This window comes from Psychrobacter sp. GP33 (assembly GCF_014119005.1).
Lineage (GTDB): Bacteria > Pseudomonadota > Gammaproteobacteria > Pseudomonadales > Moraxellaceae > Psychrobacter.
This window is the reverse complement of the sequence record NZ_JACGYX010000006.1, coordinates 106,517-130,061: the sequence shown is the minus strand read 5'-3', so window position 1 is coordinate 130,061 and position 23,545 is coordinate 106,517. Positions and strand designations below refer to the sequence as shown.

Sequence of the window (23,545 nt, the reverse complement as noted above, 5' to 3'; positions counted from 1 at the left end):
AATTGGTATCCTTAAAAAATCTATTTGTAAACTTTTATAAATACATTGATATTGGTTAAATGTTGAAAATATCATATATTTATTGCTACTATGTGCGTAACGCGCATAACATAACTTATATAGGTACTCATATGAAATTTGCAAAAACTATTGCTATGACAGCTATTGCTAGCTCGGCACTTATTATGACTGGTTGTAATTCTGGCTATGGTTATAACAGTGGCTTAAGCAACACTGCTAAAGGTACGGCGGCAGGTGCAGCAGCTGGCGCACTGATCAGAAGTGGCGGCAATAGCAAAGATATCGCTCGTGGTGCAATTGCTGGTGCAGCGGTTGGCGGTGCTGGTGCTTATATTCTTGATAATAACAAAAAGCACTAAGCTTTGATGTTATAGCTCAAACTTAGGTTTATTTATCATACCTAAAATCAAAAAAGCCTATCATTTAAATGGTAGGCTTTTTTAATGCTGTTTACTTTTGAAGTCAATAAGACATCCAAATACCAACAAAAAATCATCATAGTGTGCGATTTTCTATAACGCACCGCTAAAGGTATCACATGATTGTACGTTACCGCTTTCAAGTCCACGGCTAAACCATTGCACACGCTGTTGGCTGGTTCCATGCGTAAAACTATCTGGCGTTACTGCACGTCCACTGGCTTTTGCCAAACGATCATCACCGATTTGACTGGCGGCATTGATTGCCTCATCGATATCACCGGGTTCGATAAAGCCACCTTCCACTAAAGATTGATTGCGATTTGCCCATACCCCAGCGAAGCAGTCTGCCTGCAGCTCTTGGAGTACAGAAAGCTTATTAGCTTGGGCGCGTGTCACTTGACGGCTGGCTTCATTCACTTGCTGGGTAATACCTAATAAGGTCTGAACGTGATGACCTACTTCATGTGAGATAACATAGGCTTGAGCAAAGTCTCCTGCCTTACCTTGATTTTCTGCATCACCTGAACCCTGTTGATCGCCACTAATACCTAAATTTTGACGCATTTCTGCAAAAAAAGACGTATCAAGATAGACGGTCTGATCTCCCGGGCAATAAAAAGGACCCGTGGCTGAGGTGGCGCTGCCACAAGCCGAGCTAACTTGTCCATTGAACAGTACCAATGATGGCTCTTTATAAGTTTGCCCGCCTTCTGTAAATACCTGATTCCATACTCTTTCAGTATCGCCGAGCACCACTTTAACAAATCGGGTATCGCGATCATCATCAGTCGCAGGTTGAGTACTATTGCCGCCCCCAGCAACCACTTGTCCTGTCTGTAGCGCCGTCATTGGATTGACACCAAATACCAGCCACAGGATACCAGCGATAATAATACCGCCAATACCACCGCCTATCATTTTGCCACCGCCTGTGGTGCGCACATTCGAGCTGCCCTGCCGACCTTGCCATTTCATAATTGTTATCCTTAAATAGAATTTTTATTAAGTTATTAAAGGTATTTGGAGTTAGAGGTATCTAACTACGCAAGATACTGAGCACTTTGACTTGTTAATTTTAATTATATAAGTATCATAGTAAGCTACATGTAAGACTACTCTCAAGTCATGCTAAGATGCTGTACTGTAATAGCCTGTAGCGCTAATTATACGGATTGTAGGTCGCTTTATTGTATTAAAATCGACATCAAAATAGACACTTAAAATATTAATTACAAGTTTATTGTTACTTAAGTGTACAACGTCTTTTCTTTTCAAAAGAAAGAGTATAGAATGCGTGGAAGCTGAGTAGCTGTAACTAAGATTAGTTGACTTTCGAGTATGTCGAAAGCTCGACTTTTTTCCGTGCTATAGCTACTGATCATTTCATTTTTCCGGAGAAATCGTATGAAACTTAAATTACTTGCGCTAGCTGGTATCATGGCCGCTTCTATGGGCTTAACTGCTTGTGATAGCAACAAAGAAAACGCTGCTGAAGATTTGTCTGACGCACAAGAAGAAGTGCAAGACGCATCTGCAGAGTTAGATCAAGCAGCTGCTGAAGGCGAACCTACTGCAGAAGCTGACGCTGCTGTTGCTAACGCTGAAGCTAACATCGCTGACGCTCAAGTAGCTACTGCTACTGACGAAATCGATGCTGAAGTACCTGTAGACGGTACTACTACTAGCGTTGACGTAGCTAGCGATACTGCTGCTGCTAATGCTGCTGACGACGTAGTTGTTGTTGAAGAGCCAGCTAAGTAAGTTTTATTGTTTATACAATAAATATTACGGTAGTAAAAAAAGAGAGCGTATGCTCTCTTTTTTGTGTCTGTCATTTAGGATTAGAGATAATAAAAGAATGATAGATAGCTAATATAAATAGAATATTGGCACAACTATTTATATTTTTAATAACCCTTACTACTTTTTCCCTGAAATTTTCTACACTTCAAATAAACGCTCGTCAACTTTTTGACGGAATTTTTGTCCCGTTTTAAAAGTAACGACGCGGCGAGCAGAAACGTCAACCGGCTCCCCCGTTTTTGGATTACGACCTGGGCGGCTACTTTTATCTTTAAGCTCAAAATTACCAAAGCCTGAAAGTTTGACTTCGTTACCAGCAATCAAGCTCTCTGACAATTCATCAAAAAAGTTCTCAACCAAGCAGCGCCCTTCTTGGCGGGTTAGGTTAAGCTGATACATGAGATGCTCAATCATATCAGATTTGGTTAAGGTACTCACAGTACGACTCCTATCTTAAATGGTGCAGTATTGATATATCGTGATGATATTATTGAACAAACGGTATTGCTCTAGAAATTACCTTGATGATTATAAAGGATTTTTGGCACGATTTTTATTTAAATAATACTAAAAATCCTTTATTAACAGTCATCTAGCATTTCTAGTTCATACTATATAACTCTATAAACATCATGAACAAATAATATATCAATGGTCGCGTAGCTGGGCATGATGTTGCTCGGTTAATGCCTGAATGACATTATCAGTAACGGTTTTTACAGTCTCATCAGATAAGGTTTGGTTACTGTCTTGCCAAATCAGGGCAAATGCTAATGAGCGTTGACCAGCTGGAACATTGTCACCTTGATAGACGTCAAACAGCCATAAGTCTGTGAGTAAGTCACCAGCTGCCGCGCGTATGGTAGCTTGTAAGGTTTGCACATTAATTTCACTATCGACCAATATAGCGATATCACGGCGTACTTGTGGGAACTTACTAGGTGTGGCAATGGCGTATTGCTCACGCGCTAGGGTGAGTAGCGGTGCTAAGTCCAGTTGCGCCACCCATGTTGCAGGCAAATCAAGTTGTTTTGCCGTATTAGGGTGCAGTTGTCCAAGCCAGCCGATATACTGATCGTCGATATATAGTTTAGCGCTTTGACCCGGGTGTAAGAAACTAAGCTCACTACGTTCATAACGAATACGAGCAGAATCTATTAATGCCGGCAGTAACTGTTCAATATCATGTTTGAGGTCATAAAAATCTATGGCTCGATTTTGATAGGCTTGCTCATCCCAAATATTACCCACTGCAATCAATGCAATACTTGGTGTTTGTACCAGCTCGCTAATGCTATGACCTATAAAGCTGAGACCAGTCTCAAAAAAGCGTACCCGTGACTGCTGACGGTTTAAGTTATATTGCACACAAGGCAATAAACTTGATAATAAAGTACGGCGCATCACTGCCAAATCACTGGATATCGGATTGGCAAGTGCCAACACTTCACCTAACGCTTTATCATCAAGCAGCGTCTCAAGTTTTGCATCGCTAAAGCTAAAGCTAATCGCCTCCATGTAACCAGCATCAACCATCGCCAGTTTCATCTCATAGGTTAAGTCGGCAGTATCGTCATAATCCATGCTCACTTGCAAATGTGGCAAGATACTCGGAATATTGTCATAACCATAAATACGAGCAATTTCTTCAATCAAATCTTCTTTAATATTCATATCAAAGCGATACGATGGCGGCGTACAAATAAGCGTCGTTCCTGTTTGCTCAACCACAAAGCCTAATTGGGTTAGAATGCGCACCATGGTAGCAGGCTCAATATCAATACCGAGCACATCACGCACTTTTGTAATCGGTAAGGTAATGGGCGCACGTGCTGGTAACTGCTCAAGGGTTTCAGTGACAACCACTTGCCCAGCTTGACCACCGCTGATACTGGTAATCAAATCAGTAGCACGCGCCAGTGCCAACGCTGGTAATTCAAAATCGACACCGCGCTCAAAACGTTGTGACGCATCGGTATGAAGACCAAAACGACGCGCACGCGCAGCAATGGCTAATGGATTAAAAAAGGCACTTTCTAATACAATATTAGTCGTGCTATCAGTTACGCTACCGCGCTGTCCGCCCATAATACCAGCCAATGCCAATATACCTTTGTCATCAGCGATCACTAACTCATCACCTGTGAGACTGATGGTTTGTTCATTAAGCAAAGTAACACTTTCTTTTGGTTGCGCTAAACGGACAACGATATCACCGACAATCGTATCGGCATCAAAAGCATGCAGCGGCTGACCAAGCTCCATCAACACATAGTTGGTCACATCGACTAAAAAGTTATGGGTGCGTAATCCTGAATGCAGCAGCGCATCCAGCATCCATTTTGGCGTTACTTTACTGCGATCAATGTTATTAATAACTTGTAATAAATAGCGTGGACATGCCTCTGTCGCCTTGACCGTCACGGTAGGAGTCGTGTCTAAGTGCGCACCAGCTGCCAAGTCAGTCATTTTAATGGCAGGCGTTTCAATCGGCAAACCGTTAATGACTGATATCTCACGGACAATGCCGCGCACACTGAAGCAATCGCCACGATTGGGCGTGATTGAGATATCAAATATCTGATTATCCAGTCCCAAATACTCGCGAATGTCCATACCAATCGGTGCATCAGCTGGTAGTTCGAGCAGGCCATCTATACTATCGGTTAAATCAATCTCAGACGCTCCGCATAGCATACCGTTAGAGGCTACGCCGCGTAGATTGCCGTTTTTAATTTCAAAACCTTTTGCGTCAGCACTTGGTAATACCGCACCTACAGTTGCTACCGGTGCTTTCATACCAACACAAACGTTGGGCGCGCCGCAAACGATTTGTAACGGTTCGCCTGTACCGATATTTACTTGAGTGACACGTAATTTATCAGCATCAGGGTGCGGAATGACGCTAAGCACTTCGCCCACTACTACGCCACTAAACGCACGCGCGACCGTATAACGATCGTCAATTTCTAGACCCGCCATGGTCAGTTGTTCGGCTAATTGCTCACTGCTATTATTAGGGTTCACCCATTGACGTAGCCACTGTTCGCTAATTTTCATAAATATCTCGAATCAAAATTTTGAAGTAAAGGTAGACGTATTAATAACGAAAATCTAGCCAAATTGCTTTAAAAAGCGTACATCGTTTTGGAAAAACAAACGCAAATCATCAATACCGTAATACAACATGGCAAAACGCTCAATCCCCATCCCAAAAGCAAAACCAGTATATTTGTCGGCATCAATGCCGCAGTTGGTTAATACTTGCGGATGTACCATACCACAACCCATAACTTCCAACCATTTGCCATTATCAGCTAAGATATCCACTTCCGCAGATGGCTCGGTGAAGGGAAAAAATGATGGACGAAAACGAACCGTCAGCTCTTTACCAAAAAATGCCTGCAAAAATTCGCTAATTAAACCTTTTAGCTCAGCAAAGGTACTTGACTCAGTAACCATCAATCCTTCTAGCTGATGAAACATCGGTGAATGGGTTTGGTCAGAGTCGCAGCGATAAACGCGACCCGGACAGATAATACGAATCGGGGGCACACTTTTTTCCATCGTGCGAATCTGTACCGGACTGGTGTGAGTACGCAATAAATAATGGGCATCAAAATAGAACGTGTCATGCATGGCACGCGCTGGGTGATGTGACGGGATATTTAGCGCCTCAAAGTTATAATAATCGCTTTCTACTTCAGGACCGGTTGCCACATTAAATCCTGCTTGCACAAAAAACTGCTGCATACGCTGGGTAATCATCGTCACTGGATGCAAATGACCTTTTTGACCACCGCGCGCTGGTAAAGTAATATCAATACGCTCAGCGTCAAGCTTGGCATTTAACGCCGTAATTTCTAATTGCTGTTGCTGCTCAGTCAACGCATCTTGAATGCGACTACGAACCTGATGTAACCAGCCACCATAAGTTTTTTTGTCATCGCTACTGAGTTTTCCCAGCTGCTTTGACCATCCGGTGAGCAAACTTTTTTTACCCGTTAACTGAACGCGTAAGGCTTGTAATGCACTCACATCCGTTACCTGAGCAATCATCGCTTCTGCCGCACTGGCAAGCTCAGTCAATTGTGCCTCCTGAACCTCACTCAGCTCAGAAGATAAAGTCGGTAGCGCCGACAACTCGTTAGTAACAGCAGGGGTGGTCATAAGACGTTTCATTCCTGATTTAAACAAACGATTAAGGATAAGGAGTTGACTAAATATTCCAAATTATTGGAAGTATATTTATAACGAATATTAATTTTATAATGGTAATATCATTTCCATTTTTATAACATTGTTAGGTGTATAACAATATTATAAAAATTACTAATTATATAAGTTTATTGGTGATAAAAATCAGACCACTGAATAACTTAAATATTTAGACAATATATAATTAAAGCTAGGTATAGCTTAGCAAGATAAAACACATAAAAAAAGCCACCGACCTGCGGTAGCTTTTATTAATATAGCTGCTATTAATGATTAGTAAACTTATTGATTAAATACTTCTTTTTTTAAGCCAATAAAGCATTCAAACAAGCTGACTATTTATGCCAATTCCGCTTTTGCTTTTTCAACCAATGCTGTGAAAGTCGCTGCATCATGCATAGCGATGTCAGCCAATACGCGACGGTCGATAGCGATGTTGGCTTTTTTCATACCATTGATAAAGCGGCTATAGCTTAAGCCGTTCAAGCGTGCACCAGCATTAATACGTGCAATCCAAAGACGACGGAAAGTACGTTTTTTGTTGCGACGGTCACGATATGCATATTGACCAGCTTTGGTTACTGCCTGTACCGCTACACGGTAAACACGTGAACGGGCACCGTAGTAGCCTTTAGCACGTTTTAAGATTTTTTTGTGACGACGATTCGCCTGTACACCACGTTTTACACGGGCCATAAATTACTCCAAGATTTCTTTAATCATTGTTAAACGAGTAACGATGTTGTTAATACTTAAACATCGCTGTCAAATTGCAAAGTCAGATATTTTTAATTAAGTAAACCTTAATTAAACTTAAATGACGATAGACTGTTAGATGTATGGGCACATACGACGAACTGCTGCTTCGTCAGACTTGTCCACCATCTTAAGACCGCGCAACTGGCGAATACGCTTAGCTGATTTCTTGGTCAAAATATGGCTTTTGAATGCTTGCTTACGCTTGAAGCCATTCGCTGTTCTTTTAAAGCGTTTAGCGGCACCGCTTTTAGTCTTCATCTTCACTTTCATGAGTGATTGCCTCTTTATCTGTGTTAGAACCTGGTCGTCAAACAGTCATTACTGCAAGCAAGATATCATAAAATAACTGCTAACTGTCTATTTGCCTTGAGGTGGGAGGCGCTATTTTAACAGAGTCAACCCTATTTTGCCAAGCAAAGTTTTGACGGCTTTAACGCCTTCTCCATAAGCTAGCTTAGTAAGCTTCAATAACATGCTCACATCTAACTTATTACATTATTAAAACGAGTCATTTAATAAAATTAACGTACTTTAAATTAATAATATTACTTTTTATTCTATGTTCATTCATTTTAATATTTTTACTTTTTTATTTTTTAATAGAAAGTTATTTTCTAATGAATAATATAATGTCGTCGAGCAATTTGACCGCTCATTCCTAATTATATTGAATGCGACCTTGTGCTATGTTTAAGTACAGAATGAGCGCATCTATATTCTATAGTGTTCTTCATATGCCACTACTTATAAAGACCAAAGACTATATCAATAGTCAATCATGGTATTGCCAGCCCTTGAGCTGGCTTTATTAGTAGTTATTACTATATCTGAGTCATTATATAAATATAAATTAGGAGATGACGTTGTCAGATCAAGGATTAATTTTCAATAACAAAATATTTGTTTTTGAAACAGTTATGCGCGTGCGCAATATAGAAACTAGTGGTGGACAATACTTAACACTTGAAGCGTTGGCGGTATTATTAGAAGAGGTGCGCGCCCGCTTTTTATATTCTAGAGGTATACAAAATGTTAACGCAGGTTATCAAGGTTTAATGGTGGATAATTTGCAGTTAGAATTTATCAGTAGAGTTCGAGTTCGGGAAGAACTTTTATTTGAAGTGGGTATTGAGCAACTCTCTGAAAAAGGGGGTAATATTGCTATTAAAGTATCACGCATGCATGACGGCTCAGTGGTGGCAAAAGCTCGTAAGCATATTATTAATTATGACTATCGTCTAAATAAAGTCACCACCATAGATAGTAGTATGCAAGAAAGATTGAGTCCGTCATCTCTTGGGATTTAATAATGGTTTATACTAGGTAATATCATATGACACTTAAACATTGATTATTACTTACTATCTCTATTACTATTTTCTTTCATATAAGATGACCGACCAATTATGACCCTACCTGCTTGGCTTACTGCCGTAACTTTTAACGCTGATGGATTGGTTCCTGCAATTGCTCAAGATGAGCAGACAGGACGTATTTTGATGATGGCATGGATGAATGCTGAGGCGCTGCAATTAACAGCGCAAACACAGACCGCTGTGTATTTTTCGCGCTCACGCAAACGTCTTTGGCATAAAGGAGAAACGTCAGGTCATACCCAACACGTCCATGATATTCGCCTCGATTGTGATGCCGATGTAATCGTCTTAACGGTGACCCAAATTGGTGGTATCGCCTGCCATACTGGGCGTGCGTCTTGCTTTTACCAACGATTGGATATATCGGGAGCAGAGCCTGTATGGCAAACAGTCGATGCGGTGCTAAAAGATCCTGCTGAGATTTATAGTGACAAGAAAGCTCATGTTACTGTTATTGATAGTAATAGTGAAACACCAAAAATATCTGATGTTAATAATGATTCTTATAATAAAGATACTCATAACATTGATGACAGAAACAATGATAATCATCATATTAACCAGCCAATTTTACAACAGCTGGATAAAGTATTAGCGGAACGTAAACAAGCCGATGCGGACAGCTCTTATGTCGCCAGTCTATATGCAAAAGGTCTCAATAAAATACTAGAAAAAGTCGGTGAGGAAGCGACAGAAAGTATTATTGCCGCTAAAGACTTTGCCAGCTGTGATGAAAATACAGCTAAAGCTCAATATGATGCGGCACGTGATGAGCTGATTTATGAAGTGGCAGACGTCTGGTTCCACACTCTAGTTGGGTTGGCATGGTTTGATATTGAGTCCGATGCAGTGTTAAACGAGCTTGGGCGACGCTTTGGATTATCGGGTATTGATGAAAAAGCAGCGCGTCAACAATAGCTCGCCAGCAATAGAGCAATAGAGCAATAGAGCAATAGAGCAATAGAGCAATAGAGCAATAGAGCAATAGAGCAATAGAGCAATAGAGCAATAATAAACAGATAAACACCAGTCTCTTATGATGACAATTGTTTTCACCTTTTTGTCATCAGTGCGCGTTATAATATAAGTATATTCAACGTATTATCATAAATACTGGTTTTATTAGGTTATAAGGATACCGTTATGGGCAGTTTTTCCATTACGCATTGGCTTATTTTATTGGTCGTTGTGGTTGTCGTGTTCGGCACCTCCAAGCTTAAAAATGCTGGTAAAGATTTGGGTGGCGCGGTTAAAGGCTTTAAAGAAGCGGTAAAAGATGAGCAAGCAGAGCATGCGCACAAGCATCGGGTTCTGGATCACGAATCCAGCTCTCCTGTACAAAATGAGCAGTCAGATACGCGAATCGATGATATCGAAATCAGTCCTGCACCAGTGGACGACCATCATAAAATCTAAAATACCGTTTTCTAAAGTCCAACGTTTTAAAGCCCGATATTTTAAAGTGCAATGCTTTAAAGTCTAGTCGCTATATTAATCACTATATTTGAGCATTATGTTTGATATCGGATTTTCCGAATTACTCTTATTTGGTATCATTGCCCTAATTGTATTAGGTCCAGAAAAACTGCCAAAGGCGGCGCGTACCGCTGGTCAGTGGTATGCAAAAGTTCGCCGTACTGTTTCAACCTTGCAGTCTGAAATAGAAGCTGAACTTGATTTGGCAGAAACGCGCCAGCAAATGCAAGAAGAGATTGCCAAAATTCGCCAAACGGAAGCAGAGATGCGACGTGAGATGGCGGAAATGCGTGGCAGTATGAAAGAGTTTGAATACGCTCAAAATCAAAGCATACACACCAAGGCTCATTCTGAATCAGGCAATGATTCAAAATCAAACCCTCATATACCAACTCATATTGATGCAAACCACTCTAAACAAGATGTGGCAAAATCATCTGTGCCAGCAGCATTCAGTTACGCTTACGAGCAAGACCAAAGTTATCCGCAATCCCAGTCAAATGACTCTATAGAATCATCTCATAGCGCTGATAAGCATAGTGCTGGCAGTTCTAATACTGATAGCAACGCAACAATATCAGGTAAAGACAGCAATATCGTTGTTCAACCTATTGTCACCAAACCTTGGGAGAATATGTGGTTTCGGTTGGGTGCTTATGATAAAGCTCGTCGCCTACCCTCTGCGCCCTATTTACCAAATTATAAAGCCGATACGTTATTAAATGCTGCTATGAATATCAAAGGAGCGGCTGAATGAAGTTATTCAAACGGCGTAAAAGCCGCCTAGAAAAAATAGCCGATTCAGAAACCGAAGTATCAAAAGAACCTGCATCAAAAAGCACTGTGTCAAAAGATAGCCACAGTCAGTCGGATGAGGGGTTAAACACACTGGCTGATATGCCTATTACTGAGCACTTGATTGAATTGCGCACGCACTTGATAAAAATATGCGTCGCCGTTCTCATTATATTTTTGGTATTAGTCGGATTTTCTCGCGAACTGTATACCTTATTGTCAGACCCTTTAGTGGCACAGCTGCCTGTTAATTCAACTATGATTGCGACAGACATCACCTCAAATTTTATGGCACCCATTCGCCTGACCATATTTGTCGCTGCTTTTGCTGCGATGCCTTATATTTTGTATCAAATTTGGTCATTTGTTGCCCCAGGTCTATATAAAAAAGAAAAGAAAATTGCCATTCCAGTGCTATTATCTTCAATATTTTTATTTTATGCCGGTGTCGCATTTGCCTACTTTATTGTTCTAAAAGGGGTGCTAAAGTTCTTTATTATGTTTGCCCCGCAAAACGTCGTTCCCATGACCGATATCGACAGTTATTTAAGCTTTGCGTTAAAATTATTTATGGTCTTTGGGCTGACTTTTGAGATTCCTGTAGTGACCTTGCTCTTGATATTGGTCGGTCTTGTCTCCATTCAGAGTCTCAAGGACAAACGCCGCTATATTATTGTGGGTTGTTTTGGGGTTGCTGCTATAGTGACACCGCCCGATGGCGTGTCGATGTTGATGTTGGCAATTCCGATGTGGTTATTGTTTGAGTTGGGGTTATTATTTGCACAATTATTGATTAAAGAAGAGCCAAAAACTACTTTAGTCTCTGATATTAAAACGTCAGATAATTAATTATTTAGAGATAAATACCAGCACAATGTCTTATGCTTACCATTAATCAATATTCTTTATATTTATAACTATTCTTCGTCTTTCAGCCATTGTCTATGCAGTGGCTTTTTTTACCCCCGAAACTTTATTATCTTGTCTTTGTATTTTAGGTAGCTTTTTATGTCTGCATCTATGCCCGCTTATATGAGCCATCCCACGGATGAGCAGCTCTCGGCACTGAATATGGCGATGGATCGTGAGTCGTTTAAAGTAGTCGCCTATGCCGGTGCGGGTAAAACCACAACCTTAAAGCTTATCGGTGAGCGACTGCGCGGGCGCGGTTTGTATTTGGCATTTAACAAAGCCATTGCCAACGATGCGCGGCAAAAATTCCCCGGTCATGTGGACTGCCGAACCTTCCACTCGTTGGCTTATCGCCACGTCCCGCGTGATATCACGGCAAAATTATCACTACCTCGCTTTTCGCCTAAGCGTCTGGGCGATGATTTAGGTCTACAACCAGTGCAAGTTCGCCGACAAATGGACGGGGTCAATAAATATATTACGCTAACGCCAGCCAGACTAGCGCGCTTTGTCAGTGATGCGGTCAGTCATTTTTGTAGCACGCACGCCAGTTATCCTGCGCCAAGACATATCGAATTTCCAAAATGGCTGGACGCTGCTGATGCCGAACAACTACGCGAGATGCTCTATCCTGCCGTTGAGCAGCGCTGGCTACAATCAATTGATGCGCGTCATCCCGCAGGTATTGGTCATGATATTTATCTTAAACTGTGGGCATTATCGAAACCCAGTATTCCAGCAGATTTTATCCTGTTCGATGAAGCGCAGGACGCCGACCCCTTAATGATGGGCATTTTAACTCAGCAGTCCAAGCAAGTGATTTATGTTGGCGACGCCCATCAGCAGATTTATGAATGGCGAGGCGCTGTCAATGCTATGAAAAAATTGCCGCTGCCGCAAACCTTATTAACTCAGTCCTTTCGTTTTGGCGAACCAATTGCTGAGATTGCCAACACGTTATTGAAGGCGCTACAAGAAGATGTACCATTAATTGGCAATCCTGCTAAGCACTCGTCTACCAATAAAGGATTGGTACATAGTAAAAAAGATGCCATTCTTTGCCGTACTAATGCTGCGGCAATGTCGCAGTTATTAACAGGGCTCAAGCTAGGACATCGCGTTGCCTTGCAAGCGGATACTGAGCGGATGCTTAAATTTTGTCAAGCAGCGGAGAATTTAAAGCATGGTAAATCGGCTTATGGCGTGCCAGAACTGGCGTATTTTTATAATTGGGCAGATGTACAAGAATATGCGGAAACCAATGAAGGTAGCGATTTAAAAACACTGGTTAAATTGGTTGATGACCATGGCACTAATGTGTTGAGCAAAGCGGTAAACAGCTTAACCAGTATTGAAAATGCTGATTATGTTATTTCAACCGCGCACAAAGCAAAAGGTCTTGAATGGGGTCGGGTGCAGTTGGATGATGATTTTTATTATGATGTGACCACCAATGGTATTAAAATCAGCCCTGAAGAGTTGCGCTTGTTATACGTAGCCTGTACACGAGCTCAGGTAAACTTAGATATTGCCAATATTCAACCCTTGATATCAGGATTACAGGCAGGGAAAAAGGTAATTTATGGCAGCTAGTATAATGAATAACCGGCAACCTATCGCCGCAGTACAACAATTTTTTGCCAATCCTGTTCGCCTACTTGCTCCTATGGAAGGCTTAAGCGACCCATTAATGCGTCAAATACTCACACAAATTGCCCATGATTTGGGTCGCCCTTATGATTGGTCGGTAAGTGAGTTTATTCGCGTTACTCAGCACCTGCTACCGGCTCACGTTTTTTATAGATATGTGCCTGAGTTGCACCATGATGCCAAAACAGCCTGCGGCACACCGATTCATATTCAGCTACTCGGCAGCGACGCGAAGCTGATGGCAGAAAATGCCGCGTATGCCTGCGAGCTTGGTGCGCCCGCCATTGATATTAACTTTGGTTGCCCTGCTAAGTCGGTGAACAATCATCGTGGTGGCTCAGTTTTATTAGACGAGCCTGCGGTGCTATACGAGATTATCAGCGCAGTCCGTCAGTCGGTTCCTGCTCATATTCCAGTATCGGCAAAAATTCGTCTGGGTTATACCGATACCTCGAAAATGGATGATATTCGTGCTGCCATTGCCGATAGTGGTGCCGATTGGCTGACCATTCATGCCCGTACTAAAACGCAAGGTTATAAACCGCCCGCTTATTGGGATAAAATCCAAAGCTTTAATACGTTAACTATTCCCGTTATTGCCAATGGTGAGATTTGGACAGCTGAGCAAGCCCAATCTTGTATGCAGCAGTCGGGAACATCACATTTGATGCTTGGTCGCGGTGCGGTAACACGTCCAGATTTGGTTACGCGCATTGACACCAACCATTCTGAAAAGAATAATGATGCTGATAACACGGATAGCGTTTTATCTTGGCAAGCGCTGATACCGCATCAAATTGACTTTTTACATGGCGAAGCGAAAAATGATATCGTCCTCATCGGACGCTATAAACAGTGGCTGGCAATGCTGACTAAAGGCTATAGTGAAGCCCAAGCATTGTGGCAAGATATTAAACGTGAAAAAGATAAAGCGACAATCATTCATGCGCTGAAAAATAGTACGCATTAAACATCCATAGTCGCTTTTATCGTAAGTATAGCATTAGTGTTTTTATGGTAATAACAACTTTAAGCGCTAATGCGAATCGCCAAATAAAACAACATCAAACTACAAGCGATGGATAAGACCCAAAGAATGGAGCGAAACATTGCTAAATTGGTAATATAAGCGACGCAATAGCCCATACGGATAATCACATAAAGCCACGCCAGCTTATTAACAATGGCTTGTGGCACAAAGAATAGCATCGCCACCAATACCGCAACCAGAAATACGGGCAAAGTCTCATAGCTGTTTTTCTGAGCCGCATTGGCACGCGCTGCTGCCCCTATCGTATTCTGCAAAAAATCACGCGGATGGGCATTATCTTTTAAACTAAATCCGCCCAGCATTTTTGCTGCCATTGCCATGGTCAGTGGTAGTAGGCTTGCCACCACCATCGCCCAAATCGCAGCGGCTGCCGTATCCGGTATCATGCCAAATAATGCATTCATCAGTATTTATGCTCCCAGCCTTAGGTTTAGACAGCTTCTTCGATAATTTCATAATCATGAGTCACATTGACGCCACCATTTGCCAGCATACGACTGGCTGAGCAGTATTTTTCTGCCGACAGTTTAATCGCTTTTTCGACTTGGCTGTCTTTAATATCTTGACCGGTTACGATAAAGTGCAGGTGAATATCAGTATAAACAGCTGGCACCGTTTCAGCACGCTGAGCAGTCAGCTCACAACGTACGCCTACCACTGCTTGGCGTGATTTTTGTAAAATCGCCACCACATCATAACTGGCACAGCCACCAAGCCCAAGCAAAATCAGCTCCATAGGGCTTGCACCTTTTTCTTTGTCCGCATCAATCTGTACTTCATGTCCTGATGGGGCAACACCCATAAAGGCGCGGTTTTCTTGCCAAGTAACGCTTGCTTTTGATTCAGCCATAATGCTCTGTCCTTATTTTTATTGGGTTATTAATACATTGTTATCAATTTTAAAGTATCTCACGCCGCTAGTGTAGCACAAGCGAAAACTCGATTTTATAGAGCAAGTGTCACTAATAATAGTGTTGATTATAGCGCTGAATATTGTGCCAAAATACACTAGTCTAACTTGTCTTTTCTGGTATTTATCTTTTCTAAAAAGTTGTGCATATGCACTGACTATTTTTTCTTAAATTGTCTGTTAATTGATAAATCTAAGCCATTGATTATTAAAGATTAAATTCGTGAAACATTTTATAGCAAAATACTGTTACACATTTTGTCATTTTCTTGGTTTAATAATGGCAATGAATCTTATTTTGATAAATTATTGATACTAGTCGCCTAATATCCATCGCTACACAATAACGATGACTTGTATATAAGTACTTTATGAAAAATAAGCGGTTTTAGACAATTTGAAAGGTTTAGTCATGATAGATGCAGACGGCTTTCGTGCCAATGTCGGCATCATTTTGGCAAATACACAAGGACAGGTACTGTGGGCAAAACGTCTTGGTCACAACGCTTGGCAGTTTCCTCAGGGTGGAATCGACCGTGGGGAGACGCCAATGGATGCGATGTATCGCGAGCTCTGGGAGGAGGTTGGGTTATATCCGCGTCATGTGGAGCTATTGGCTGTTACGCAAGATTGGTTGCGTTATCGCCTACCGAAGCGTTATGTGCGTCACGGACAGCATCCCTTATGTATTGGGCAAAAACAGAAATGGTTTTTGCTGCGCTTAGATGAGCCAAACACTCAGCATATCCGCTTTGATTCGGGTAAGCCTGAGTTCGACCACTGGCAATGGGTAAGTTATTGGTACCCACTCGGTCAAGTGATTCACTTTAAACGTGGAGTATATCAGAGGGCGTTACAAGAGTTGGCGCGCGAGCTGCCACTCAAGCAAGACCTGATTATCCCAGAACAGAATAATCATTTAATTCAGTTCTAATTTTATGTTTTATTTTACAATGCAAAAAGCCTGTATTTAAGCGATACAGGCTTTTTTATGGTTAACTTTTACGTCGGTGATATAGTAGCGATCTAGTAATGACTAGGGCTTAATAGCGATTTTTAACACCCCATCGCGCTGATGCATAAATAAATCATATGCCTCGACAATGTCGTCTAAAGCATAGGTATGAGTGACCATTTCTGATAAATCGACACGGCCCGTTTCAATGACATTCATTAAACGGCGCATACGTTCTTTACCACCGGGGCATAGCGCCGTACGAATCGTATGGTCACCAAGACCAGAAGCAAAATATGCCATGGGAATGGTCAAATCTTCAGAATAGACCCCAAGGCTAGACAGCGTTCCACCGGGCTTTAGCACTTTAAGTGCCTGCTCAAAGGTAGTTTTTAGACCCAATGCTTCGATACTGCTATCAACACCGCGACCACCAGTGAGTTTTAACACTTCGTCAACCACATCTACTTCGTTAAAATTAAAAGTAATATCTGCGCCCATTTTTTTTGCCATGGCTAAGCGACTATTATTGCCGTCAATCGCAATAATGGTCGAAGCACCTTTAAGTCTTGCTCCCGCAGTAGCACATAAGCCAATTGGACCTTGCGCGAATACGGCAACGATATCACCGATTTTAATATTGGCATTTTCCGCCCCTTTAAAGCCAGTAGACATAATGTCGGGACACATGAGCACTTGTTCATCGGTTAGACCGTCAGGTACAGGCGCAAGGTTAGCCTGAGCATCGGGTACTAGAACGTATTCTGCTTGCGTGCCATCAATGATGTTACCAAAGCGCCAACCGCCCGTGGCTTTATAGCCATGACACGTGCAACTGCCATCTGGCTGAATGTAGCCGCCATCTTGTGAGGGGAAGCCGTCTTGACAAGCATACGAGCTAAAGCTGGGACAAATTGCACCAGCGATAACGCGTTGTCCTTCTTGATAGCCTTGTACCGCTGAGCCTAGTTTTTCAATAATGCCTACTGGCTCATGACCTATCGTTAATCCTTTGGCAACAGGGTATTCCCCTTTATAAATATGAATATCCGTGCCACAAATAGTGGTAGTCGTGATTTTTAATAGCGCATCATTTGGCCCTACATCGGGAATTCTTTTATCTACAATCTCAATTTTACCCGGCTCAATAAATATCAGTGATTTCATCATGTTCATGTCACAATCCTTGTATGATCAGCATTAACTTAAATCGCATTAGATATTAATCGTAGGTTTTGATGCCCTACTCATTGAGTGTATGACATAAGAATAGCAATTCAAAGTAAAACCACACTTATTTTAGGGATTTTATATTAATCTAATGTATGTTCTGATATTCCCGACTGTCTAATTGCAAATGATAAGTGGCTGGTAAAATACTGGACTTGGAATCATAACTTACAGTCAAAATACTTTGAGTGCGTGTGCCATAAGTTGGCATGGTAGTCTCAATATTCGATAAAGCTATCGGCTCAATAAAGACAGAGGATAACGCCTGTTCAATAGATTTGCCCATACCAGTATTTGGCAAATCACCTTCCGGAGCTTTGGTGATGTCTGACATAACGGTAAGTGCAGTGTCTTGCCAATATTGAGGCACACTGTTTTCGCTTATTAATGGCAGGACTTCTTGACGCAAACGGCTGCGCAGTCGTTCAGTTTTAAACCAGCTATCTTCTGGCTGACCATTAGAAAATACATGCAACCCTGCATAAAGTGGCGTTGGCGCATGACCACGATTATTAATCATTACTGCTTGCTGAGCATCGCCAATAATGAGATTAAATCCGGCATAGTCTTGCAAACTAATTTGGCGGGCAAACTCCATCGGACTTAAATGACTGGTTAAAAAGTCAGTCACTAACTCACCACGTGAACGCTCATTATCACTTGCCTGTGCGCCATCACGAAAGTTAAGCACTGCTGCCCAGCGTCCGTTTTGATGGTGGTGCGGTTGGATTTCTTGATGAATACCGAGCCATGTACCTCCGCTCTGCTCATCTCTTCCCGCAAAAATAGGCTTGTCCGTCCACTGATGCAGAGGTTCAGTCGGACGCTGCAAAAACTCATCGCGGTTAGACAATAGTATTAACGGCAACTCATCAAACAATTGCCAAGCGATGGCGACAATACACATAAAACTCCTTAGATTTTAGACTTTCCAAAATTCCAATCTAAGATTTTAACACTAATTTATCTGTCTTTATTCTAGCGTTATTTTTGATTTCTTATCACTCAGACTTTATATAAGCCACTACTCAAAATTGCTTGTGACACAAAACTGCATCCATAACGAGTGTATGCCTATGGGTTGATTTTTGCTATCATGAGCACCATTCCACAATCACTTTTATGATGCCTTTATGATGATTCATCCCCAGTTTGACCCCGTAGCTTTAGCGCTTGGACCTGTAGAGGTGCATTGGTACGGCTTGATGTATTTATTAGCTTTTGCTGCGGCTTATGGTCTGGCATGGTATCGCAGCACCAAGCGTGATACGTGGTCGACGGATATGGTATCCGATTTGATATTTTACGGGGCGCTTGGGGTTATCTTAGGCGGTCGCATCGGTTATGTGCTGTTTTACCAATTTGGCGAGCTGTTGCAAAATCCAGCTTATCTGCTAAAGGTTTGGGAAGGCGGTATGTCCTTTCACGGCGGATTTATTGGCGTAATGCTGGGCATGTGGCTTTTTGCACGCAAATATAAAAAGTCACCGTTTGAAGTCTTTGATTTTGTGGTGCCCGTGGTGCCAACCGGTCTATTATTTGGTCGTATCGGTAACTATATCAATGGTGAGCTGTGGGGTCGAGTATCAGATGGTGGCTATAACTGGCTGACCTATTTTCCGCAAGCCGCTGCCTTTGATATGCAGCAACTGCAAGCAAATCCTGCGCTGCAAGAGCTGATGCTTGAGGTTAATGGGCAATATTTACTGCCGCGTCATCCTTCCCAGCTTTATGAAGCCTTTGCTGAAGGTTTATTATTGTTTATCTTCTTGTGGTGGTATTCATCAAAGCCGCGTCCGCGTATGGCAGCAACCGCTATTTTCTTATTAGGCTATGGTCTCAGCCGCTTTATCATTGAGTTTTTCCGACAGCCGGATGTTGACCAAGGTTTTATCCTCTTAGGATGGATGACCAAAGGGCAATTGTTATCTGCACCGATGATTATTCTTGGTTTTGTGTTGCTGGTTTATGCTTATAAGCGCGGTATCTACGATTGGGGCAAGCAAGGCACCTATTAAGCAGATAAAGTTTTACTCCGCATGACACTCATACGAAAGAGCAGTTTTATGATTACGAGCAAAAATGAGCAAGCCTATTTGGATTTGCTGCAATACGTTATTAATAACGGCACTGAAAAAGGTGACCGTACTGGTACGGGAACGATTAGCCATTTTGGGGCGCAGTTACGCTTTGATCTCGCCGATGGTTTTCCATTATTAACCACCAAAAAAGTGCATTTTAAATCTATTGTGTACGAATTATTGTGGTTTTTAACTGGCAGCACCCATGTTGAGTATCTACAGCAGCATAACGTGCGTATTTGGAATGAATGGGCAACCGCAGCACAAACGGCTCGCTTTAATCGTGCTGAAGGTGATTTGGGTCCTATTTATGGGCATCAATGGCGTAATTATGGCGCCAGTAAAAACGCTGATGGCAGTTATGCGAGTGATGGCGTTGACCAAATAACGGACGTCATTCATCAAATCAAAACCAATCCCAATTCACGACGTTTAATTGTGTCAGGCTGGAATCCTTGCGAGGCGGAACAAGTTGCTTTACCACCTTGCCATACGCTGTTTCAGTTTTTTGTGGCGGAAAATAAGCTATCTTGCCAGCTGTATCAACGTTCAGCAGACCTATTTTTGGGTGTACCGTTTAACATTGCCAGCTATGCGTTGTTGACGCAAATGGTAGCGCAGGTTTGCAATTTGGAAGTTGGTGAATTTATTTGGACAGGCGGAGATTGCCACATTTACCAAAATCATCGCGAGCAAGTTGATTTGCAATTAACACGCTCACTTTATGCGCTACCAACCTTGACGTTAAATCCTAATATTAAAGATATTTTTGCATTTGAATATGAAGATATCAGCGTGGATGGCTACGAATCGCACCCCGCTATTAAAGCGCCTGTGGCAGTCTAATAACGTGTTTATATTTTAAGAAAAAGGTAACACCATGAGTATCAACAGCATCGAAGTGGCGCAAATTGCCGCTATCAGTCGTAATCGCTGTATCGGCAAAGGCAATGATTTACCATGGCATATCCCAACCGACTTGCAGCATTTTAAGCAACTGACCACCCAAAATAGTGATGATACCATCAAGGGTATTGTGATTATGGGACGCAAGACTTTTGAGTCAATGGGTTCTAAACCACTGCCAAAGCGCATTAGTTTTATTATTACTACCCAGTTGAATTATGCGCAGCAACAAGGGCTGATAGAAAAAAAGAATGCGCACGTGCTGCATGATTTAGACGCTGCCCTACAACAAGCAGCAGATTTGGCAGCAGATTTGCAGTTAAAAACCATTTGGGTGATTGGTGGCGAGCGCGTGTTTAGCGAGGCGCTGAGCGTTACTGACCGCATTGAGCTGACTCATGTTGATACGGACATTAATGAGGGCGATGCTTTTTACCCTGAGCTGCCAGACGAGTTTGCAGTCGCAGAAGAATCTGAGAAAATGCATGATGATAAAAGTAGCTTGGATTTTAAGTTTGTGACTTATAAAAGAAAAGCCTAATTTTTTTAATAAAGTTTTGATAATGTACCGTATGAGAGGAGAAACAGTCTATGGAAAATTAAAAAAGCTCAGTAAAATTAATTACTGAGCTTAAAAAACTTTTAGATAAGACAGCTATGGAGACAAACTCCAGTATTAGCTTACTTATAAAGTTTATTTACCTTGGTAGGGTTTGTATATTTTATAGTAAATGCTATTAATAGCAAATGCTAAATATTTGTCTGCGTCTCCATAGTTATGAAATTTTTATCATAATTACGGAGTAATCAATGGCTATTCAATGCTGTTACCCTAAAGCTGTGCGCGTACGCTTCTATGTGCGATATAGGTTTAATCGTTGGGAGTATGTTCGCCAACACTGTCGTAGCCAACCGAACCAACAGTTAAGTTTTGATTTTTAACGATTAAAAGTGATTAACTTTAGAATGACAATAGTCTTAGGGCTGTTGTCATTTTTTTAAATTAAAAATCGCATTATTCATGCAACACTTTATAAATCGTATTTGCCAACACTTTACCAATCCCCGGCACGCCTGCCAATTCTTGTTGCGATGCGCCAAGTAACTGCTGCATACCGCCAAAATGATTAAGAATATCGCGGCGGCGCTTTTCCCCAAGTCCCGGAATCACTTCTAATACCGACGATGACCGTCTTTTATCACGCTTTTTACGATGCGCCGTAATGGCAAAACGATGCGCCTCATCACGAATGTGCATCAATAAATGCAGCGCCTTACTGTCCATGGGCAAATCAAGCGGTTCATGATCTAAAAAGTGTAATACTTCAAGTCCGGCTTTCCGACCCTCGCCTTTTGCCACCCCAATCAGTAACGTATCGCCGAGAATACCTAATTCTACTAGCACTTCTTTTGCCATACTCAACTGACCTTTACCACCATCAATCAATAACAAATCCGGTAGCGGTTGCTTTTTATAACGGCGCGTGAGTACCTGTTTCATCGCCGCATAATCATCACCGCCGACAATATCATGAATGGCATATTGACGATAATCCCGCCGGCGCGAGCCACCTTGATCAAACACTACGCAGCTACCAATGGTCGCCTCGCCCATGGTATGGGAAATATCAAAGCATTCGATACGATCAATCGGGCGTTCAGTCACTGACGCTAACACGTCTTTTAATGCCCCAAAACGCGCATGTAATTCTAAATAATCTCCCAGTTTGGTTTTAAGAGCGTTCGTCGCATTGAGCGTTGCCAAATCGAGCCATTCCGCACGATGTTCACGAACGCTGGTTTTAATAGTGACTTTACTGCCAAAATGGGTTGCCAATGCCTCACTAATCGCCACTTGGTCAGGCAGCTGATGACTTAAGATAATCTCAGCAGGCAAATCATCGGTCACTTGAAAGTAAAAGGAAGTAATAAATGCCGATAAATTATCGGCAATCGGCTCGCTGCTATCGACGTCAGGGAAGTAATTTTTACCGCCCAAAACCCGCCCACCGCGAACCGTCAGCACATTCACTGCCGTCATACCCGCTTGGCTGGCAATAGATATCACATCCGCTTCACCCTCTACCGTATACACCGCTTGCTTGGTTTGCACTTCGCGTAACATAGACAGCTGATCACGATAAAATACGGCTTTTTCAAAATCCAATTCTTCCGCCGCGCCTTCCATTTTGGTAATCAGCGTACTGTGAATATCACTGGAATCACCCTTCAAAAAACGAATGGTATTATTCACATCTTCTGCGTAATCCTCTGCCGTTACCAAACCGACGCACGGCGCACGGCAGCGTTTAATTTGATACTCCAAGCACGGACGTTGACGCTGTTTAAAAAAGGTATTGGTACACTGACGCATTTGAAACATTTTTTGCATGAGCACCAAAGTTTCTTTTGCTGCATGAGCAGAGGGAAAAGGTCCAAAGAAGCGACCCTTTTGATGATTACCCTTGCCTCGCCCATACGCCAGTCGTGGATAAGGTTTATCTGCGGAAATAAATACATACAGATAAGACTTATCATCACGCAGCAACACGTTATAAGGTGGACGATGTTCTTTAATGAGATTTTGCTCAAGCAATAACGCTTCAGTTTCACTACGGGTAATGATGGTTTCAATATTATGAATTCGCGCCACCAATGCCCGCGTTTTAGGATGGTCAATGGTCTTGGCAAAGTAGCTATTTACGCGGCTTTTAAGCGATTTTGCCTTACCGACATAGAGAATATCACCATTTTTACCAAGCATTTTATAGACACCGGGCAAATTAGGCAGGCGCTGGATTAAATGCTTGAGACGCGCTTTTTTGTCCTCTAGCGATACAGGGGGCACAGCAGAAATAGCAGTGGACTCAGTGACCATGACAGGCGGTACTCACAACAAACTAGGTTATGGCTAGTTATGGGGCGATTTTAGCCAAATTGCAAGCACAAAAAAGCCAGCACAAAGCTGACTTTTTATTTT

24 protein-coding genes are annotated in these 23,545 nt (G+C 42.1%); 13 read left to right on the top strand and 11 right to left on the bottom strand.

Going from position 1 to position 23,545, the window contains the following annotated elements; genetic code table 11:
- Window positions 1-131: 131 nt before the first annotated feature.
- Window positions 132-380 (top strand): hypothetical protein, encoded by a 249-nt coding sequence (locus tag H2245_RS09885; protein ID WP_182407230.1) that lies wholly within the window; start codon window positions 132-134, stop codon window positions 378-380.
- Between the two features lie 153 nt (window positions 381-533).
- Here H2245_RS09885 and H2245_RS09880 read toward each other — a convergent pair whose 3' ends face one another.
- Window positions 534-1,418, bottom strand: a complete 885-nt coding sequence (locus tag H2245_RS09880; protein ID WP_182407229.1) for a neutral zinc metallopeptidase — start codon at window positions 1,416-1,418, stop codon at window positions 534-536.
- Between the two features lie 429 nt (window positions 1,419-1,847).
- Here H2245_RS09880 and H2245_RS09875 point away from each other — a divergent pair, with 429 nt between their 5' ends.
- A complete protein-coding gene (locus H2245_RS09875; protein WP_182407228.1) occupies window positions 1,848-2,204 on the top strand; it encodes a hypothetical protein in 357 nt (118 codons plus the stop codon).
- Window positions 2,205-2,384: 180 nt separating this feature from the next.
- Here H2245_RS09875 and H2245_RS09870 read toward each other — a convergent pair whose 3' ends face one another.
- The 5 genes from H2245_RS09870 to rpmI form a co-directional block, all read right to left on the bottom strand.
- Window positions 2,385-2,684: an integration host factor subunit alpha gene (locus H2245_RS09870; RefSeq protein ID WP_182407227.1), complete on the bottom strand. Its 300-nt coding sequence runs from the start codon at window positions 2,682-2,684 to the stop codon at window positions 2,385-2,387.
- A 210-nt stretch (window positions 2,685-2,894) separates the two neighbouring features.
- Window positions 2,895-5,306 (bottom strand): phenylalanine--tRNA ligase subunit beta, encoded by a 2,412-nt coding sequence (gene pheT, locus H2245_RS09865; protein ID WP_182407226.1) that lies wholly within the window; start codon window positions 5,304-5,306, stop codon window positions 2,895-2,897.
- Between the two features lie 54 nt (window positions 5,307-5,360).
- On the bottom strand, window positions 5,361-6,416 hold the full coding sequence (gene pheS, locus H2245_RS09860) for a phenylalanine--tRNA ligase subunit alpha (RefSeq protein WP_182407225.1): 1,056 nt from the start codon (window positions 6,414-6,416) through the stop codon (window positions 5,361-5,363).
- 387 nt (window positions 6,417-6,803) lie between these two features.
- Window positions 6,804-7,160, bottom strand: a complete 357-nt coding sequence (rplT, locus tag H2245_RS09855) for a 50S ribosomal protein L20 (protein WP_011281252.1) — start codon at window positions 7,158-7,160, stop codon at window positions 6,804-6,806.
- Window positions 7,161-7,295: 135 nt separating this feature from the next.
- Complete coding sequence (gene rpmI, locus H2245_RS09850; RefSeq protein WP_182407224.1) at window positions 7,296-7,493, bottom strand: 50S ribosomal protein L35; 198 nt, start codon at window positions 7,491-7,493, stop codon at window positions 7,296-7,298.
- 593 nt (window positions 7,494-8,086) lie between these two features.
- Between rpmI and H2245_RS09845 the strand changes: the two genes are divergently transcribed.
- The 7 genes from H2245_RS09845 to H2245_RS09815 all read left to right on the top strand — a co-directional run bounded on the left by H2245_RS09845 (window position 8,087) and on the right by H2245_RS09815 (window position 14,402).
- Window positions 8,087-8,530: a thioesterase family protein gene (locus tag H2245_RS09845; protein WP_259365164.1), complete on the top strand. Its 444-nt coding sequence runs from the start codon at window positions 8,087-8,089 to the stop codon at window positions 8,528-8,530.
- A 99-nt stretch (window positions 8,531-8,629) separates the two neighbouring features.
- Complete coding sequence (gene hisI, locus H2245_RS09840) at window positions 8,630-9,517, top strand: phosphoribosyl-AMP cyclohydrolase (RefSeq protein ID WP_182407222.1); 888 nt, start codon at window positions 8,630-8,632, stop codon at window positions 9,515-9,517.
- Window positions 9,518-9,742: 225 nt separating this feature from the next.
- Window positions 9,743-10,015: a Sec-independent protein translocase subunit TatA gene (gene tatA, locus H2245_RS09835; RefSeq protein WP_182407221.1), complete on the top strand. Its 273-nt coding sequence runs from the start codon at window positions 9,743-9,745 to the stop codon at window positions 10,013-10,015.
- A 97-nt stretch (window positions 10,016-10,112) separates the two neighbouring features.
- Window positions 10,113-10,832 carry a Sec-independent protein translocase protein TatB gene (gene tatB / locus H2245_RS09830; protein WP_182407220.1) on the top strand — a complete coding sequence of 240 codons (720 nt, stop codon included), beginning with the start codon at window positions 10,113-10,115 and terminating at the stop codon, window positions 10,830-10,832.
- A gap of 140 nt (window positions 10,833-10,972) precedes the next feature.
- Entirely contained in the window at window positions 10,973-11,719 is a 747-nt protein-coding gene (tatC, locus tag H2245_RS09825; protein WP_404944676.1) for a twin-arginine translocase subunit TatC, read from the top strand.
- Between the two features lie 159 nt (window positions 11,720-11,878).
- Window positions 11,879-13,375, top strand: a complete 1,497-nt coding sequence (locus H2245_RS09820) for a UvrD-helicase domain-containing protein (protein ID WP_182407218.1) — start codon at window positions 11,879-11,881, stop codon at window positions 13,373-13,375.
- A gap of 4 nt (window positions 13,376-13,379) precedes the next feature.
- Window positions 13,380-14,402, top strand: a complete 1,023-nt coding sequence (locus tag H2245_RS09815; protein WP_182407264.1) for a tRNA-dihydrouridine synthase — start codon at window positions 13,380-13,382, stop codon at window positions 14,400-14,402.
- Window positions 14,403-14,461: 59 nt separating this feature from the next.
- On the opposite strand, the gene H2245_RS09810 is transcribed toward H2245_RS09815, so the two are convergent.
- Together H2245_RS09810 and H2245_RS09805 are read right to left on the bottom strand one after the other, a co-directional pair.
- Window positions 14,462-14,887 carry an MAPEG family protein gene (locus H2245_RS09810; RefSeq protein WP_182407217.1) on the bottom strand — a complete coding sequence of 142 codons (426 nt, stop codon included), beginning with the start codon at window positions 14,885-14,887 and terminating at the stop codon, window positions 14,462-14,464.
- A gap of 26 nt (window positions 14,888-14,913) precedes the next feature.
- Window positions 14,914-15,333, bottom strand: coding sequence for an OsmC family protein (locus H2245_RS09805; protein ID WP_182407216.1), 420 nt, complete (start codon window positions 15,331-15,333; stop codon window positions 14,914-14,916).
- Between the two features lie 472 nt (window positions 15,334-15,805).
- Here H2245_RS09805 and H2245_RS09800 point away from each other — a divergent pair, with 472 nt between their 5' ends.
- Complete coding sequence (locus H2245_RS09800; RefSeq protein ID WP_182407215.1) at window positions 15,806-16,327, top strand: RNA pyrophosphohydrolase; 522 nt, start codon at window positions 15,806-15,808, stop codon at window positions 16,325-16,327.
- Between the two features lie 102 nt (window positions 16,328-16,429).
- Here the strand turns inward: H2245_RS09800 and H2245_RS09795 are convergent, their stop codons facing one another.
- The gene (locus H2245_RS09795) at window positions 16,430-17,524 is read right to left on the bottom strand and encodes an NAD(P)-dependent alcohol dehydrogenase (RefSeq protein ID WP_182407214.1); all 1,095 of its coding nucleotides are present in this window, start codon (window positions 17,522-17,524) and stop codon (window positions 16,430-16,432) included.
- Window positions 17,525-17,666: 142 nt separating this feature from the next.
- Window positions 17,667-18,485 carry an NRDE family protein gene (locus H2245_RS09790; RefSeq protein ID WP_182407213.1) on the bottom strand — a complete coding sequence of 273 codons (819 nt, stop codon included), beginning with the start codon at window positions 18,483-18,485 and terminating at the stop codon, window positions 17,667-17,669.
- Window positions 18,486-18,711: 226 nt separating this feature from the next.
- Here H2245_RS09790 and lgt point away from each other — a divergent pair, with 226 nt between their 5' ends.
- Genes lgt through H2245_RS09775 form a run of 3 tightly spaced genes read left to right on the top strand, consistent with a single transcriptional unit; the run spans window position 18,712 to window position 21,106 of the window.
- A complete protein-coding gene (gene lgt / locus H2245_RS09785; protein ID WP_182407212.1) occupies window positions 18,712-19,596 on the top strand; it encodes a prolipoprotein diacylglyceryl transferase in 885 nt (294 codons plus the stop codon).
- A 48-nt stretch (window positions 19,597-19,644) separates the two neighbouring features.
- Window positions 19,645-20,505, top strand: coding sequence for a thymidylate synthase (locus H2245_RS09780; protein ID WP_182407211.1), 861 nt, complete (start codon window positions 19,645-19,647; stop codon window positions 20,503-20,505).
- Window positions 20,506-20,539: 34 nt separating this feature from the next.
- Entirely contained in the window at window positions 20,540-21,106 is a 567-nt protein-coding gene (locus tag H2245_RS09775) for a dihydrofolate reductase (protein WP_182407210.1), read from the top strand.
- A gap of 474 nt (window positions 21,107-21,580) precedes the next feature.
- Here the strand turns inward: H2245_RS09775 and uvrC are convergent, their stop codons facing one another.
- Window positions 21,581-23,443 (bottom strand): excinuclease ABC subunit UvrC, encoded by a 1,863-nt coding sequence (gene uvrC, locus H2245_RS09770; protein WP_182407209.1) that lies wholly within the window; start codon window positions 23,441-23,443, stop codon window positions 21,581-21,583.
- Window positions 23,444-23,545: the final 102 nt, after the last annotated feature.